This is a genomic window from Coprococcus sp. HPP0074 (assembly GCF_964238105.1).
In the GTDB taxonomy this organism is placed as follows: Bacteria; Bacillota; Clostridia; order Lachnospirales; family Lachnospiraceae; genus Faecalimonas; species Faecalimonas umbilicata.
Map to the genome: position 1 here is coordinate 430,699 of NZ_CAXSKS010000001.1, position 14,803 is coordinate 445,501.

General features: G+C 45.2%; 10 protein-coding genes and 1 pseudogene. 4 read left to right on the top strand and 7 right to left on the bottom strand.

The window, feature by feature from the left end; translation table 11 throughout:
* Positions 1-64: 64 nt before the first annotated feature.
* Positions 65-1,555 carry an aldehyde dehydrogenase family protein gene (locus ACESPO_RS02045; RefSeq protein WP_270665826.1) on the top strand — a complete coding sequence of 497 codons (1,491 nt, stop codon included), beginning with the start codon at positions 65-67 and terminating at the stop codon, positions 1,553-1,555.
* Between the two features lie 121 nt (positions 1,556-1,676).
* On the opposite strand, the gene ACESPO_RS02050 is transcribed toward ACESPO_RS02045, so the two are convergent.
* Positions 1,677-4,031, bottom strand: a complete 2,355-nt coding sequence (locus ACESPO_RS02050) for a glycoside hydrolase family 3 N-terminal domain-containing protein (protein WP_270665827.1) — start codon at positions 4,029-4,031, stop codon at positions 1,677-1,679.
* 81 nt (positions 4,032-4,112) lie between these two features.
* Positions 4,113-4,265: a hypothetical protein gene (locus tag ACESPO_RS02055; protein ID WP_270665829.1), complete on the bottom strand. Its 153-nt coding sequence runs from the start codon at positions 4,263-4,265 to the stop codon at positions 4,113-4,115.
* Between the two features lie 122 nt (positions 4,266-4,387).
* Here ACESPO_RS02055 and ACESPO_RS02060 point away from each other — a divergent pair, with 122 nt between their 5' ends.
* Positions 4,388-5,872: a recombinase family protein gene (locus ACESPO_RS02060; RefSeq protein WP_499788381.1), complete on the top strand. Its 1,485-nt coding sequence runs from the start codon at positions 4,388-4,390 to the stop codon at positions 5,870-5,872.
* A 51-nt stretch (positions 5,873-5,923) separates the two neighbouring features.
* A pseudogene (locus ACESPO_RS02065) lies at positions 5,924-6,310 on the top strand (peptidoglycan-binding domain-containing protein); the annotation flags it as partial.
* A 40-nt stretch (positions 6,311-6,350) separates the two neighbouring features.
* On the opposite strand, the gene ACESPO_RS02070 reads toward ACESPO_RS02065, so the two are convergent.
* Positions 6,351-7,172 carry an acyltransferase domain-containing protein gene (locus ACESPO_RS02070; RefSeq protein ID WP_349159841.1) on the bottom strand — a complete coding sequence of 274 codons (822 nt, stop codon included), beginning with the start codon at positions 7,170-7,172 and terminating at the stop codon, positions 6,351-6,353.
* Between the two features lie 109 nt (positions 7,173-7,281).
* Between ACESPO_RS02070 and ACESPO_RS02075 the strand changes: the two genes are divergently transcribed.
* A complete protein-coding gene (locus ACESPO_RS02075) occupies positions 7,282-7,776 on the top strand; it encodes a DNA-deoxyinosine glycosylase (protein WP_016439040.1) in 495 nt (164 codons plus the stop codon).
* Positions 7,777-7,823: 47 nt separating this feature from the next.
* Here the strand turns inward: ACESPO_RS02075 and ACESPO_RS02080 are convergent, their stop codons facing one another.
* The 4 genes from ACESPO_RS02080 to ACESPO_RS02095 form a co-directional block, all read right to left on the bottom strand.
* Positions 7,824-8,468 (bottom strand): type I phosphoribosyltransferase, encoded by a 645-nt coding sequence (locus ACESPO_RS02080; protein WP_008975916.1) that lies wholly within the window; start codon positions 8,466-8,468, stop codon positions 7,824-7,826.
* A gap of 118 nt (positions 8,469-8,586) precedes the next feature.
* Positions 8,587-9,921: an NADP-specific glutamate dehydrogenase gene (gene gdhA / locus ACESPO_RS02085; RefSeq protein ID WP_009261666.1), complete on the bottom strand. Its 1,335-nt coding sequence runs from the start codon at positions 9,919-9,921 to the stop codon at positions 8,587-8,589.
* A 139-nt stretch (positions 9,922-10,060) separates the two neighbouring features.
* Entirely contained in the window at positions 10,061-13,852 is a 3,792-nt protein-coding gene (locus ACESPO_RS02090; protein WP_499788382.1) for a phosphoribosylformylglycinamidine synthase, read from the bottom strand.
* A gap of 105 nt (positions 13,853-13,957) precedes the next feature.
* Positions 13,958-14,641: a TIGR01906 family membrane protein gene (locus ACESPO_RS02095; protein WP_499788383.1), complete on the bottom strand. Its 684-nt coding sequence runs from the start codon at positions 14,639-14,641 to the stop codon at positions 13,958-13,960.
* Between the last annotated feature and the right edge of the window lie 162 nt (positions 14,642-14,803).

Genomic DNA, 14,803 nt, shown 5'->3' on the forward strand with positions numbered 1-14,803 from the left:
GCAGACAAAAGTAAAGCGCTGGTGACAGCAATTGATTTTGAATTGAATTTTGGAGGTAATTTTTATGAACAATCAAAAACATACATTAAAAGAACATTATGGATTATTTATCGGAGGACAATGGAGAGACGCTTCAGACAAAGCCGTCTATACAAGTACCAATCCGGCAAACGGAGAAATTCTTGCACAGTGTGCACAGGCAACAAAAGAAGATGTGGATGCTGCTGTGGCGGCAGCGTGGAAAGCTTTCCCAGAGTGGAAGACACAGACAAAAGAGGCGCGCGCACTTATCTTAGAAAAAATCGCAGACTGCATTGAAGAGAATAAAGAATGGCTGGCACAGGTGGAAACGATGGACAACGGAAAACCGATCCGCGAAACTTCCACGATCGATATTCCTTATTCGATCCGCCATTTCCGCTACTACGCAAGTTTGATCCGCACAGACGAAGGAACTGCCTCTGTTTTAGACGGCAATATGATGAGCCTTGTGCTCCGCGAGCCAATCGGCGTCGTCGGACAGATCGTGCCGTGGAATTTCCCATTCCTGATGGCAGCATGGAAGCTCGCTCCTGCAATCGCAGCCGGCGACTGTATCGTATTTAAACCTTCTTCTGAGACATCGTTAAGTATGCTTGTATTTACAGAATTGATCCAGGATCTGCTCCCGGCAGGTGTACTAAACCTTATCACTGGTTCTGGTTCAAAATCAGGTCAGTACCTTCTCGAGCATCCGGGACTTAGCAAGCTTGCTTTCACCGGATCCACAGAGATTGGAAGGGACATTGCTGTTGCCGCTGCCGAAAGACTCATCCCGGCCACACTGGAACTGGGCGGAAAAAGTGCTAACATCATCTTTGACGACTGTAACTGGGATGCAGCCATCGATGGCGTACAGCTTGGTATTCTCTTTAATCAGGGACAGGTATGCTGTGCCGGATCCCGCGTCTTCGTACACGAATCGATTTACGACCGGTTTGTCTCAGAGCTTGTGACTGCATTCCAGAAAGTAACTATCGGCGATCCGCTGGATCCTGAGACACAGATGGGATCTCAGATCAGTAAGCGACAGGCAGAGAAAATCTTATCCTGCATCGAATCTGCGAAACAGGAAGGGGCAACCATCGCATGCGGCGGTCACTCTTATACCGAACATGGATGTGAGAAAGGTAACTTCATCCAGCCGACATTGATCACAGACGTTACCAATGATATGCGTGTTGCACAGGAAGAAATCTTCGGACCAGTAGCTGTCGTGATTAAATTTCAGACAGAAGAAGAAGTCATTGCCCTTGCAAATGATTCCGACTATGGTCTTGGCGGAGCTGTCTGGACAAAAGATATCCACCGTGCCCTGCGCGTCGCAAGAAGTATTGAGACTGGCCGTATGTGGATCAACACATACAATCAGATTCCGGAAGGCGCTCCATTTGGAGGCTACAAACAATCCGGCATCGGTCGCGAGAATGACAAGGCAATTCTCGATGCTTACAGCCAGCAAAAGAATATTATGATCAATCTAAACGACAGCCCAAGCGGATTTTATCCGGCATAATATGGGGATGATAGTTCCCTCCTTAAAATAATTGATAAAACTTCTCATTCCCAAAAAGCGACAGAAGGATACACCTGACCTGTGTATCCCCCTGCCGCTTTTTACTTTTTCTATGATGAGACTAATAGCTCAAACCAAATCCTGACCGATAGTAATTACCATCTTCATCGCAGTATGCGTAACTTCCGCCCTTCACGTTCGCCAAAATCTCCGGATCGATATATGCATCTTTGTCATATCCCGGAACATCATTTGGAGAAACACATACTTCCCGCATAACGCCATCCAGTTCCTTTTCTTCGATGCGAATCACCTCTGGAGAAGATACCATTGTCAGGCTCATCTTTCCAGTTGGATTGTACGCTCCAGAGAGAACATCCATCTGTGCTCCCAGCGCATTCTCCATCGCCACCGGACTGACCGTATACTGGAACGTGAGTCCGTCAACATATGGTTCTAACTTATCAAGGATCCACGGATTACATACTACGCAGGTCGCAATCACTTTTCCTCCATTTTGATGAACCATTTCTGCAAGCTTCGGAATCTCTGATACCCCTTTCAATGTCGTGATTGGAACCATCTTTCCAGTTTTCTTCTGGCTTTGGTTGACTTCTCTTTCCTCAAACAATTCTTCATCTACCATCTCGATCACCGGCATTGCATACTGGCGAAAGACCATTCCGTTACTAATCGGCCACACGTGCAGATATGCGTAATCAGCTTCTTTTGGATCATCTATCACGCAGAATCCTCTCTCTGTGAACAACTCCTTCAGTCGCGCTGCAAATGCTTCTTCATCTCCCTTTCCTCCTACGGCAGCGCCCATGGCCTGCGCAAGAGCTGCTCCCGGATCCACTCCTTTGAAGCATGCAATGTAAACTTTTTTGCCCTGTTCCATCGGAAGTACGTTTGCATGATTTTTTGCCAGAACGACTGCCTTCTGATTCGCTTTATATGCCGCCTGTTTCGCATCGTGCAGATTCTCCTCCCGAACCTTGTCTGCATAATCCGGGTCCAGATATGGATTGTCCACCCGTCCTACGCGGAACAGACTAAGTAATCTGTGATAATTAGCGCGATCCAACTCTTCTTTTGCAAGATAGCCTTCTTCCACTGCCTTTACGATATTTTCGGAGTCTGAATTTCCTCCGATTACATCTGTTCCGGCAGAAATCGCCTTCGCATACCGCTGCGGTACTGTAAGTTCTTCCACCCCGTATGTCTGTACCGTCGTAATTCCTGAATCTGAGTTTACATATCCTTCAAATCCCATTGTCTCGCGGGCAAGATCTGTGATCAGTTCTTTGCTGTAAGTAGAACCAACCGTCTCACGCGAAGTCACTCTTCCGCGATAATACTGCTCTTTGCTGCGGCTATCTGCACAGATTCTGGAATAATCCGGCATGATTGCCGATGCTTTCAGATCAAAAGCAGCCTGAAATGGCGGCAGGTGATATTTTTCCATCGATCCCTCCGTCGGATAAAGTCTCCACTGCCCGATCGGCATATGTGGCTCAAATCCATTCTCTGCCGGTCCATCTCCCGGGAAATGCTTCACCGTGATCACGACAGATCCTTCGTTGAGGCCATCTTCTCCGTTCTGATATCCACGAACCAATTCTTTGATGATTCCGCAAGTGATATCCGTACGTTCCCCGTATGTCCCACTATTGCGAGGCCATCTTGGATCTGTCGCCACATCTACCTGAGGACCATACATAATGTTTTGCCCTGCTGCCTTCATCATCTTGCGATCCGTATCCGCCATCTCATATACAAGATCAAAATTACCATCTCCCATCACGGCTGCACCGATTCCGAGGAAATCCGGATAACCGATATTGATTGGATTCGTATGCAGAGAATACGGAATCGCCACGCCATCCTGACATGCCTCATACTCCAGCATCTGTGTCCCTAAATTGTGGTAAAGTGCACTCATGCCCGCTTCTGCACGCATATCACCCCTGTACACTCCGCCCGTCAGTTTCCGTTCCAGTACGTCCGCATCACTGACATTCATCGTGACACCCGGAAGAAACGAAGGTCCCTCTTTTTCTTCTGGATCAAACCGCTTGAAAATCTTCGATGGGATGATCTCTCCCTTCTCATCTTTTGCCTCCTCGCGCGTCATCACCATCGGGGAATTCCACAATGTATTCAGCACCAGACCTGCCTGCTGATCTAACCGCAAGTGCGCAACCATATCTTTGGCGCGTGTCTCATGATCCAGTCTCCAATCCTTGTACGGTGACAGTTCTCCAGAATTGTCCATATCTTTAAAAAACAATCCATCCTTCACAATCACCCCACATGTCGTCACACCGATTGTCGGTCCATTTTCGTTTTCAAAAAATACTGGTTCCAGGTAAACATCATTGATCTGTTCTCCCTCTTCCAGCTGGTATGGTGCAGGAATATACCCGTCTTTCATTTTCTGTATTTCCTCTGCCGCTAATTTTCTTTTTATCATCCACATGTTCTCCTTATCTATTTCTGCTAATTATTGATACAGAACTCTTTCATGATTATACCATAGCCTTTGCACAAAAATCTAGGGATCTTTTCGCCTCGGCGAAGGCTCATATCCCGCCTGACGCAAAGCTGCCGCATTCAATCGCGCTTCCATCTGTTTCTGCTCTTCTTTACTTAGCTGTTCCAAGTCGATCTCTTTGTCATCCATCACAAGGATCTGTCTTACTTTCACTTTTCTTTTCTCTCCCCGCGTTTCTTTCCAAAAGATATGCAGCGCAGCCTGTCCTGCATGCGAGGTTGTCTGTTATTTTTCTCTCTTTTTGCATATATAATCAAGAGAAGGAGTGATCGCACATGAAAATCGGCGCATTATACGTCCGTGTCAGCACACATAATCAGGATGAATTATCTCCCGATGCACAAATCCGGCTCGGGAAAGAATTTGCCGAAAAAAATAATATCACCATCCCGGAAGAATACATCTTTATAGAAAGCGTCTCCGGAAGAAAAGCAGAAAAGCGCCATGATTTCCAACGGATGATTGGTCTTGCCAAGACAAAGCCTCGTCCCTTTTCTGTCATCATCGTCTGGAAGTATAGTCGTTTTGCCCGCAATCAGGAAGAATCCATCGTCTATAAATCATTGCTTCGCAGACAGTGCGGGATTGATGTCCTAAGTGTCTCTGAACCACTGGTAGACGGTCCTTTCGGCTCTCTGATCGAACGGATCATCGAGTGGATGGATGAATACTATTCCATCCGTCTCTCGGATGAAGTGAAGCGAGGAATGACCGAAAAAGCACTGCGCGGCGGATATCAGGCGCGACCGCCACTCGGGTATAAGATTACCGAGCGTGGAAAACCTCCGGTGATCGTCCCAGAGGAAGCTGCCATCATCCGGATCATCTTTCAGAAGTATGTGGAAGAATGTTGCGGATGCTTTGAAATTGCAAGATTTTTGAATCAACTCGGGTATAGAACTTCCCGGAAGGAACCTTTTGAGCGGAGATCGATCGAGTATATCCTGCAAAACCCAACCTACTGCGGCATGATCCGTTGGAATCGGACGACAAGCGAGACAAATGAAATCAAAGCGGAGAAAGACTGGATCATTGCCAACGGGCAGCACGAAGCGATCATCAGCAAAGAATTGTTTGACCGCGCCCAGCAGCGCTTGCATTCTGCCCACATTCCAAAAGGCGCCCGCCCTTCCTCTACTTACCACCACTGGCTTGGCGGGCTCTTAAAATGTCCGGTATGCGGCCGCACTATGATCGCCAAAACGATGTATCGGAAATCCAATGGAGAAGCCTATTCCTATTTTGTTTGTTATGGTGTCATCAAGGGAAAATGTGCTGCCAAAAACAGTGTCAGTTCTCTTCTATTGGAGCCCGTTGTCCTTCAAGCATTGCAGGATGTTTTCCACACAAAGGAAATCACTTATATGAAAAGAGAACCGACACGAAAACAAGAAATGGTTGATGAGCGAAAACTCTTATCCGAACAGTTAAAGCAACTGGAACAAAAAGAAAAGCGGATCAAGGCAGCCTATCAAAACGGCATTGATACTTTAGAAGAATACAAAGAAAATAAAGAAGTCCTTAGAAATGAGCAGAAACAGCTGGAACTACTTCTCAGCAATTGTCAGCCTTCTTCGCCGGCAAATTTTCCCCAAAAAGAGCAAGCCTGCCAGAAGCTTCACACCATCTGCGATGTGCTTTTTTCCGAGACCTTTTCAGATTCACAGAAGAACGAGGTGCTCAGAAGTATCATCCAGAAAATGGTTTATGACAAACCGCAGGATGTCCTTACGATTTACTACCATCTCCCAGATTCGTAAAATACTGTGGCTGCCGGCTTTTCCAGTCGTTTGCATGTCGCTTCCATAAGGATGACCCAATGGGGATCGAAAGCGCTCGGAGACCAGGGCTATTCCCCAATCGAAATTCTCCGTTATTATTACGGTGACAATATGTATATCAATACCGCACAGGAGATTTCCGGCATCCCTTCTTCCTGGCCGGGATATGTGTTAGAAAACGGCTCTTCCGGCAATAAAGTGCGACAGATGCAGGAGGAATTAAATGTCATTGCAGGTGCTTATCCGGCCATTCCGAAGATCACCGTAGATGGCATCTATGGACCAGCCACCGCTGCATCTGTAAAAAAATTCCAATCGGTCTTCGGTCTTCCGGCAACAGGAACCGTAGACTATCGGACATGGTATAAAATCTCCGAGATTTATGTTGGTGTTTCCCGTATCGCAGAGCTGGTGTAGCAATAGCAGAACTGGTCACGGAATTGTTCTGACTCCGTGATCAGTTTCGCTTCTCTGCGCGAAGGCGCACCCCTTGTCCCATTCCCGGTTCCTTTCCATTCAGAACGTATTTTTTTAATGCTCTCTGCAAAGAAGTATGTTCTGGATATTCCTCTTTTTGTTCGCAAATTACCCCAAACACCCGCTGTTCCGCCTGACGGAACGGATAGACAATCCCATAATTTTCAAATAGCCCCATAAATTTTATAATATTGGAATCTTCTCCTAACAGCTCCTTTAATTTCGGGGAAACCAACCAGGACTCACAGACAAATGCCTCGAATGTTTCCTGGAAAAAATTTTCTGCCCGCTCGAAGGCGTCCATGCATGTCTCTATATCTAACCTTCCATCTTCCGGTATATGTACATTTAAAACTTTTGTTCCTTCCGGTAAGGTATACTTCTCCGTCTCAATCGCTTTCTCCAGACGGATTGGTTCAAACTGAAGTCTGCCAAGCCGGAAGATCTTTAATTCCAGCGGAAGGCTCAGCCACTCACACTCCGTCAGTCCACAAATACCATACTTTTTTTTGCATTCCTCATTCCAAATCCGGAAATCGGAAAACGTATCAAAATAAACCTGGTCAGCAATTCCTTTCTCCTGAAAGGTTTCATATACTTCCACTGCCATGCGGATATAAAGGACAAGTGCAAACACATGCCAGTTTTCTTCCTCTTTTAAGCGGGCAAAAAACCTCTTTTTGTCTTCTTGAAACTCTCTTTTGTAACTGGTATACACCGCATCCTCTATGGAAAACTGTTCTACCTGCTGTATGGATGCTTCATCCATTCCGATCTTTTCACAAAATTCTCGCATTGTCATCTATCTTTCCCTCTCTTTTCCGTATCTATTTTTTTGATTGCCCCCTCTTCATCCAAATGCTACAATAAATCTGAATTTACAATTTTTATGCGAAAGGGGTGTTTCTTCTATGGAACATGCAATCCATAACATTTCACCGATTTATAACAGTGACTCACAAATATTAATCTTAGGGAGTTTCCCTTCTGTCAAATCCCGGGAAGCACAGTTCTTCTATCATCATCCACAGAATCGCTTCTGGAAGCTGTTGGCAGCGCTTTCTCATGAGGATGTTCCGGTTACGATTGCAGACAAGAAAGCATTTCTTTTCAGGAACCGTATTGCAATATGGGATGTCATTGCCTCCTGTGAGATTGAAGGTTCCAGTGACAGCAGTATCCGTAATGTGATCCCAAATGACATCTCCAGAATTCTGCGGGATGCTCCGATCCGGCAGATCTACACAAACGGCGGTACTGCCTTTAAGCTTTATGAAAAATACTGTCTGCCTCTCACCAGACAAAAAGCGATCCGGCTCCCTTCTACCAGTCCTGCCAATGCGGCATATTCCCTGGAACGACTGATCTTAGAATGGTCTGTATATTTAAAAGAGACATTGGAATAATTAGTTCCAGTGTCTCTTTTTTCTTCCCAATATTCCTCAGCAGATCATCAATCTACCTTAGAGTACCCGTAGCTGTTTACAATCGCTTCCACCGGTCTTCCCTCTTTGCACATCGGACAATCATGAGGAGCATATGCCCGGTAATCCGGAACATCGCTGCTCGTAAAAATTGTATTGATCTTCATTCCCGCAATTTTTGTCACAGCGCTGAAAATAGAGCAGATTCCACAGACACTGCCTCCATAGTACAGCACGGACTCAATCGCTTTGGAAACGGTCTTACCTGATGTCACTGAGGCAGCCAGTATCAATACCTGCTGATTTTTGATCATCCGCTGCTTGTTATCCCGGAACACGATCTGTCCTGCCTGATGAAATTCCGGCGTGATTACAGAAATATTGTTTTTGCTGCTCATGGACATCGTGGTACTGTCCGACAAAATCTCTGCCAGAAATGTTCCAATTACTTCCGTCTCATCCAGACAGACGATCGTATCGACCATAGTTGTCGTCAAATATTCCTTTGCAAGTTCTTTCGCCGCTTCGCGGGCATTGTTGTGCCGTGTCTTCACTGTAGACATATCAATATAGGTATTGATGTGTGAATTTCCCGTCGCAAAATGTCCTTGCAGGATTTTGATACGCGCCTTTGGATTCTTAGATGAACGTAAATCTTTCAACTTTAATTCCATTGTGCTTCCCTCCCAAACACTATTTTGTCAGATTTCTTTTATCAATACTCTTATATTAGCACAATTTTTATATTCTTGCACCTAGAACTTTTTTACATTTTACTAAACTGCCGGATTTCTACACGATTCCCTGTGCATTCATTGCATCTACTACTTTCTCAAAGCCTGCAATATTGGCACCTGCCACATAATTTCCTTCCACACCGTATTTTTTCGCTGCGTCTGTCATATTGTGGCAAATGTTGATCATGATTCCTTTCAGCTTGCTGTCCACCTCTTCAAAGGTCCAGCTTAACCGCTCGCTATTCTGGGACATCTCAAGCGCAGATGTGGCAACTCCGCCTGCATTGGCTGCTTTTCCCGGTGCAAAAAGCACACCATTCTTCTGAAGATATTCGGTAGCTTCCATTGTCGTCGGCATGTTTGCTCCTTCCGCCACCGCGATACAGCCATTTGCTACAAGCATCTTTGCATCTTCCAGATGCAGTTCATTCTGTGTTGCACATGGAAGAGCGATATCAACCTTCACTGACCATACTCCGGTTCCTTCCTGATACTTCGCATTTGGGCGATATTTTGGATATTCCGTCAGACGCTCCCGCTTCACTTCTTTGATCTCTTTTAATGCTGCTACGTCAATTCCGTCCGGATCATACACCCATCCGGTAGAATCGCTGACCGTCACAACTTTTGCCCCGAGTTCCTGTGCTTTTTCTGTCGCATAGATCGCCACATTTCCCGCACCTGACACTGCTACAGTTTTCCCTGCAAGTTCGATTCCGTTGAGTTTTAACATTTCCTCTGTCAAATATAACAGACCATATCCGGTTGCCTCTTTTCTTGCAAGAGATCCCCCGTAACTTAATCCTTTTCCAGTCAGCACGCCTTCATATACACCACGGATTCTCTTGTATTGTCCAAACAGATACCCGATCTCTCTTGCTCCTGTTCCGATATCTCCGGCAGGTACATCGGTATCGGCTCCAATATATTTACATAATTCTGTCATAAAACTCTGGCAGAATGCCATCACTTCCCGATCTGATTTCCCTTTTGGGTCAAAATCAGATCCACCTTTTCCTCCGCCGATCGGAAGTCCGGTCAGAGAGTTTTTAAATACCTGCTCGAATCCTAAAAATTTGATGATCCCAAGGTTGACAGATGGATGCAGACGAAGTCCTCCCTTATACGGTCCGATCGCGCTGTTGAACTGCACGCGGTACCCAGTGTTCACCTGTACCTGTCCTTTGTCATCTACCCACGGCACCCGGAATTTAAACTGTCTTTCCGGCTCTACCAATCTCTCGAGAAGGGCTTCTCTTCGGAACTTCTCTTCATTTGCTTCTACTACAATTCTGAGAGATTCCAGCACTTCCTTTACCGCCTGATGAAATTCCGGCTCCGCCGGGTTCTTTCTCACTACTAACTCAATGACTTCATCTACATATGACATCTTCATTACCTCCTCAGATATAAAATCAGCCGCACAGAAAAACTCCTGCGCGGCCTCATTGCCTTGTTTACTTTGACATTATAATGTTATGCTCTGTAAAAGTCAAGCAATTTTTCACTTTGACTTTCCTCTTCGTTATTTATTTGAAGTATGCAACACCAGATTCGAAGATCTTCAGATCTTGTTCTCCGTAAATATTGACTGCAACCGATTTTCCTCTTCGTTCTGAGTGAGCCATCTTACCAAGCACACGTCCATCCGGACTTGTGATTCCTTCGATCGCACAGTAAGAACCATTTGGATTCCATTCCTCATCCATTGTCACTGTGCCATCAAGATCACAGTACTGTGTTGCCACCTGACCGTTTGCGAAAAGCTGCTTTAATACCTCTTCGGAAGCTACAAAGCGACCTTCTCCATGAGATGCCGGATTTGTGTAAACTCCGCCAAGTTCTGCCTGCTGCAGCCATGGTGATTTATTTGTTACGACTTTGGTGTATACCATCTTGGAAATATGGCGTCCGATCGTATTGTATGTCAATGTCGGAGAATTCTCTGTCTGTCCACAGATTGTTCCGTATGGCACCAGACCAAGTTTGATTAATGCCTGGAATCCGTTACAGATACCAAGTGCAAGTCCGTCACGCTCATGCAATAATTTTTCCACTGCTTCTTTTAACTTCGCATTCTGGAATGCTGTTGCGAAGAATTTTGCAGAACCATCTGGCTCATCTCCGGCGCTGAATCCACCTGGGAACATGATCATCTGTGACTGTGCGATCGCCTTCTCAAACTCTGCTACAGAGTCACGGATATCTTCTGCATTTAAGTTCTTGAATACTTTTGTGATCACCTTTGCCCCTGCACGCTCAAATGCCTTCTTACTGTCGTACTCACAGTTTGTACCTGGGAATACTGGAATGAAGACTGTAGGCTGTCCAATCTTATGTGTGCAGATATGGATATCACTTGTACGATACAGTCCGTTTTCGATCACTGCTTTTTCAGATGCCGGCTGCACATCGATGTTCTGCATCTTTTGTTTTTCTTCTGAAACAGTCGGGAATACGCTTTCCAAAGTTCCTTTCCATGCAGTCACTGCTTCATTCAAGCTAAGCTGCATCTCTCCATAGGAGATTGTGTTGTCTGCTGTCACTTCTCCAAGGAGTGTATAAGAAATAGAAAGTTCTTCAAGTCTTTCTGCCGGTACTTCTGCGATCAGATCCCCGAATGCCGGTGCAAACAGTTCACGCTTATCAATTGTTTCTTCCAGTTTTACACCCATGCCATTTCCAAATGCCATCTTACTTACCGCTGCTGCAATTCCGTGTCTGTCCAGCGCATAGGCAGAAACAATCTTGCCACTGTGGATATCTTCTGCAAATTTTGCATACTGATCTTTTAAGCTTGCATATACTGGAAGTTCATAGTGATCCTGTTCCATCCGAAGCCATACTAACTTATTTCCTGCTTTCTTAAGCTCTGGTGTAATGATCTCATGGTCGTGTGCCACATCCACTGCAAAAGAAACTAATGTTGGCGGAACATCAATATCCTGGAACGTTCCGGACATACTGTCCTTTCCACCGATTGACGGCAGTCCCAGACCAAGCTGTACATCATATGCACCGAGCAACGCTGCAAACGGCTGGCTCCATCTCTTTGGATCTTCTGTCATTCTGCGGAAGTATTCCTGGAACGTAAGACGGATCTTACTGTAATCTCCACCATTTGCCACGATTTTTGCAACGGATTCTACCACTGCATAGACTGCTCCGTGATATGGGCTCCAAGTAGATAAATATGGATCAAATCCATAGCTCATCATTGTCACAGTATCACAAGCTCCTTCCTGCACCGGAAGTTTTGCAACCATACTCTGTGTCTCTGTCATCTGATATTTTCCACCGTGTGGCATAAAGACAGAGCCTGCTCCGATGGAACCGTCAAACCGTTCTACAAGACCTTTCTGCGAGCATACATTTAAATCTTTTAACGTTGCGATCCATTTTTCTTTGACATCTTTTACTTCTTCTCTTACGAAAAGGCTTCCCGCTCTGTCCGGAATTTCCACAGTAACTGCTGTTTCCTGGTGTGCTCCGTTTGTATCTAAGAACGCACGGGAAATATTGACAATTTCTTTTCCTCTCCAAGAAAGTACCAGACGTGGTTCCTCTGTCACAACTGCCACTTCCACGGCTTCCAGATTCTCTTCTTTCGCATATGCAAGGAACTGTGCCACATCTTTCGGATCTACGACAACTGCCATACGCTCCTGAGATTCTGAGATGGCAATCTCTGTTCCATCTAACCCTGCATATTTTTTCGGTACTTTATCTAAATCTACCCGCAGACCATCTGCAAGTTCTCCGATCGCAACAGACACTCCGCCTGCTCCGAAGTCATTACACTTTTTGATCAGGCAGCTGACTTCCTCTCTGCGGAACAGTCTCTGAATCTTCCGTTCTGTCGGTGGATTTCCCTTCTGTACTTCTGCTCCACATGTCTCAATAGATTCTTCTGTATGTACTTTAGAAGAACCAGTCGCACCGCCGCATCCATCACGTCCGGTACGTCCACCGAGCAGTACAATGATATCTCCCGGATCAGATGTCTCACGGATCACCGCTCTTCTAGGTGCAGCTCCTAATACTGCTCCGATCTCCATACGCTTTGCAACATAGTTCGGATGGTAAATCTCTTTGACTGCTCCTGTGGCAAGTCCGATCTGATTTCCATAAGAGCTATATCCATGGGCAGCCTCTGTCACCAGTTTTTTCTGTGGAAGCTTTCCTTTCATCGTATCTTTCACAGATACGGTCGGATCTGCCGCACCTGTTACGCGCATTGCCTGATAAACGTAAGTACGTCCTGAAAGCGGGTCACGGATTGCTCCGCCAAGACAAGTTGCAGCTCCTCCAAATGGTTCGATCTCTGTCGGATGATTGTGTGTCTCATTCTTGAAGTTGACAAGCCACTCCTCTTCCTTTCCATCTACGACCACCGGAACAACGATGCTGCACGCATTGATCTCATCGCTCTCTTCCTGATCATTTAATTTTCCTTCTTTTTTGAGTTTTCTCATTGCCATCAGGGCAAGATCCATCAGACATACAAATTTGTCCTCACGCCCTTTGAAAATCTCTGAGCGGTCTTCCAGATATCTCTCATAAGTCTTTACGAGAGGTTCTTTGTAATCTCCATCTTCAAATGTAACTTCTTTTAATTCTGTGGAGAATGTTGTATGGCGGCAGTGATCTGACCAGTATGTGTCTAACACACGAATCTCTGTCATCGTTGGATCTCTGTCTTCTTCCCCTTTAAAATATCCCTGAATATGAAGGAAATCTTTGAACGTCATTGCAAGCCCAAGAGAATCATATAACTCCTTTAATTCTGTCTCCGGCATCTCTTTGAACCCGTCAAAAATCTTCACATCTTCCGGTTCCTCAAACACTGTGACAAGTGTCTCCGGCTTGTCCATCCCTGTCTCTCTGGAATCGACTGGATTGATGCAGTGACTCTTGATCGCTTCAAATTCAGCATCTGTAATCTCTCCTTCGATCACATATGTTGTTGCAGTCTTGATCACTGGTGTCTCATCTTCTTTGATAAACTGTACACACTGTACTGCTGAATCGGCTCTCTGATCAAATTGTCCCGGAAGAAACTCTACGGAAAAAACTCTGCTTCCTTCCTTCATTGGGAATTCTTCTCTGTATAAAATATCTACCGGCGGCTCTGAGAAAATACCATTGCAGGCTGTCTCAAAAGTCTCGTCAGAAAGATTCTCAATATCATAGCGGTTCAGCACACGGATTCCTGTAATTGTCTGAATGCCAAGATAACTTTTTGCTTCGTGCTGTAATTCCTTTGCCTGCACAGCAAATTCCGGTCTCTTTTCTACATATACACGTTTTACACTACTCATAATATCCTCCATTTCGTCTGATACTTTCTTCTATTTGTATCCTACCACAATTCAAATCATTAGTATAATTAATATAACTTAATTTACTTATAAGAAATATTAATGCTATGATTTTTTCTTCGATCTGCCCCGTCTCCAGAGTGCCCCGGCACCCCACAGAATTAACAGACTCCCTATGAAAATCACTCCGATCCGAATCACCATATCAAAGAAAAACCCCTCCGGCAGCATCCGGATCAGCAAATCCGTAGCCGGATCCAGCAGCCACAGATCATTGCTAAAAAAGATCTCGTGGAACAACACGAAATACTTATTGAAATCAATCGCGACCAACCCTCCAAACACTGCTGCCACCCCAAGAAACAGACCGACTGCCCATCCATACATCTGAGGTAAAATCTCTCTTAAATTTCCTTTCTGAAAAAGAATCAGCAAAACTGCTGCTGCGAAAATCACAAAGGCGACTCTGCGGATCTGTATCCCTCCGAGAAACAGCCCTTGTACATCTTCCATATGAAGCTTTTCCCGTTCATTAAAGAACATCCCTTCCTCTCCGGCGATCACAGTCTTTACTTCCAGATTTTTCCTGTCTCCTCTCAGATATGCCATCATCTCTTCAGTCACATCCATCACATCCTGCATCTCCATCTCCAGATCATCCAGTACTTGATACTTCTCATATTCCTTCTGGTACCATCCATAATCGCTATAAATTGCGATTTCAAAACTTGTGATCAACATGACCACGATCATCGCCATTGCCGCCACCAGGCCAAAAATTTTTTGCATTCTTCACCTCATCTCTCTGCCAGACATTATATCCTTCTCAAATATAGTTCCATGCTTTCTTCTTAAGTATACCAGTTTTTGGCACCGAATTCCAGAAAAATGGACTATGCTGTGTTTACTTTCTCGAAAACTTCTGTTGACATTTTCCTAAAATCCTCTTAT

Coding starts and splice junctions, on each gene's coding strand:
- ACESPO_RS02045 (WP_270665826.1), top strand. CDS start 65: ATGAACAATCAAAAACATACATTAAAAGAACATTATGGATTATTTATC.
- ACESPO_RS02050 (WP_270665827.1), bottom strand. CDS start 4,031: ATGATAAAAAGAAAATTAGCGGCAGAGGAAATACAGAAAATGAAAGAC.
- ACESPO_RS02060 (WP_499788381.1), top strand. CDS start 4,388: ATGAAAATCGGCGCATTATACGTCCGTGTCAGCACACATAATCAGGAT.
- ACESPO_RS02070 (WP_349159841.1), bottom strand. CDS start 7,172: ATGACAATGCGAGAATTTTGTGAAAAGATCGGAATGGATGAAGCATCC.
- ACESPO_RS02075 (WP_016439040.1), top strand. CDS start 7,282: ATGGAACATGCAATCCATAACATTTCACCGATTTATAACAGTGACTCA.
- ACESPO_RS02080 (WP_008975916.1), bottom strand. CDS start 8,468: ATGGAATTAAAGTTGAAAGATTTACGTTCATCTAAGAATCCAAAGGCG.
- gdhA (WP_009261666.1), bottom strand. CDS start 9,921: ATGTCATATGTAGATGAAGTCATTGAGTTAGTAGTGAGAAAGAACCCG.
- ACESPO_RS02090 (WP_499788382.1), bottom strand. CDS start 13,852: ATGAGTAGTGTAAAACGTGTATATGTAGAAAAGAGACCGGAATTTGCT.
- ACESPO_RS02095 (WP_499788383.1), bottom strand. CDS start 14,641: ATGCAAAAAATTTTTGGCCTGGTGGCGGCAATGGCGATGATCGTGGTC.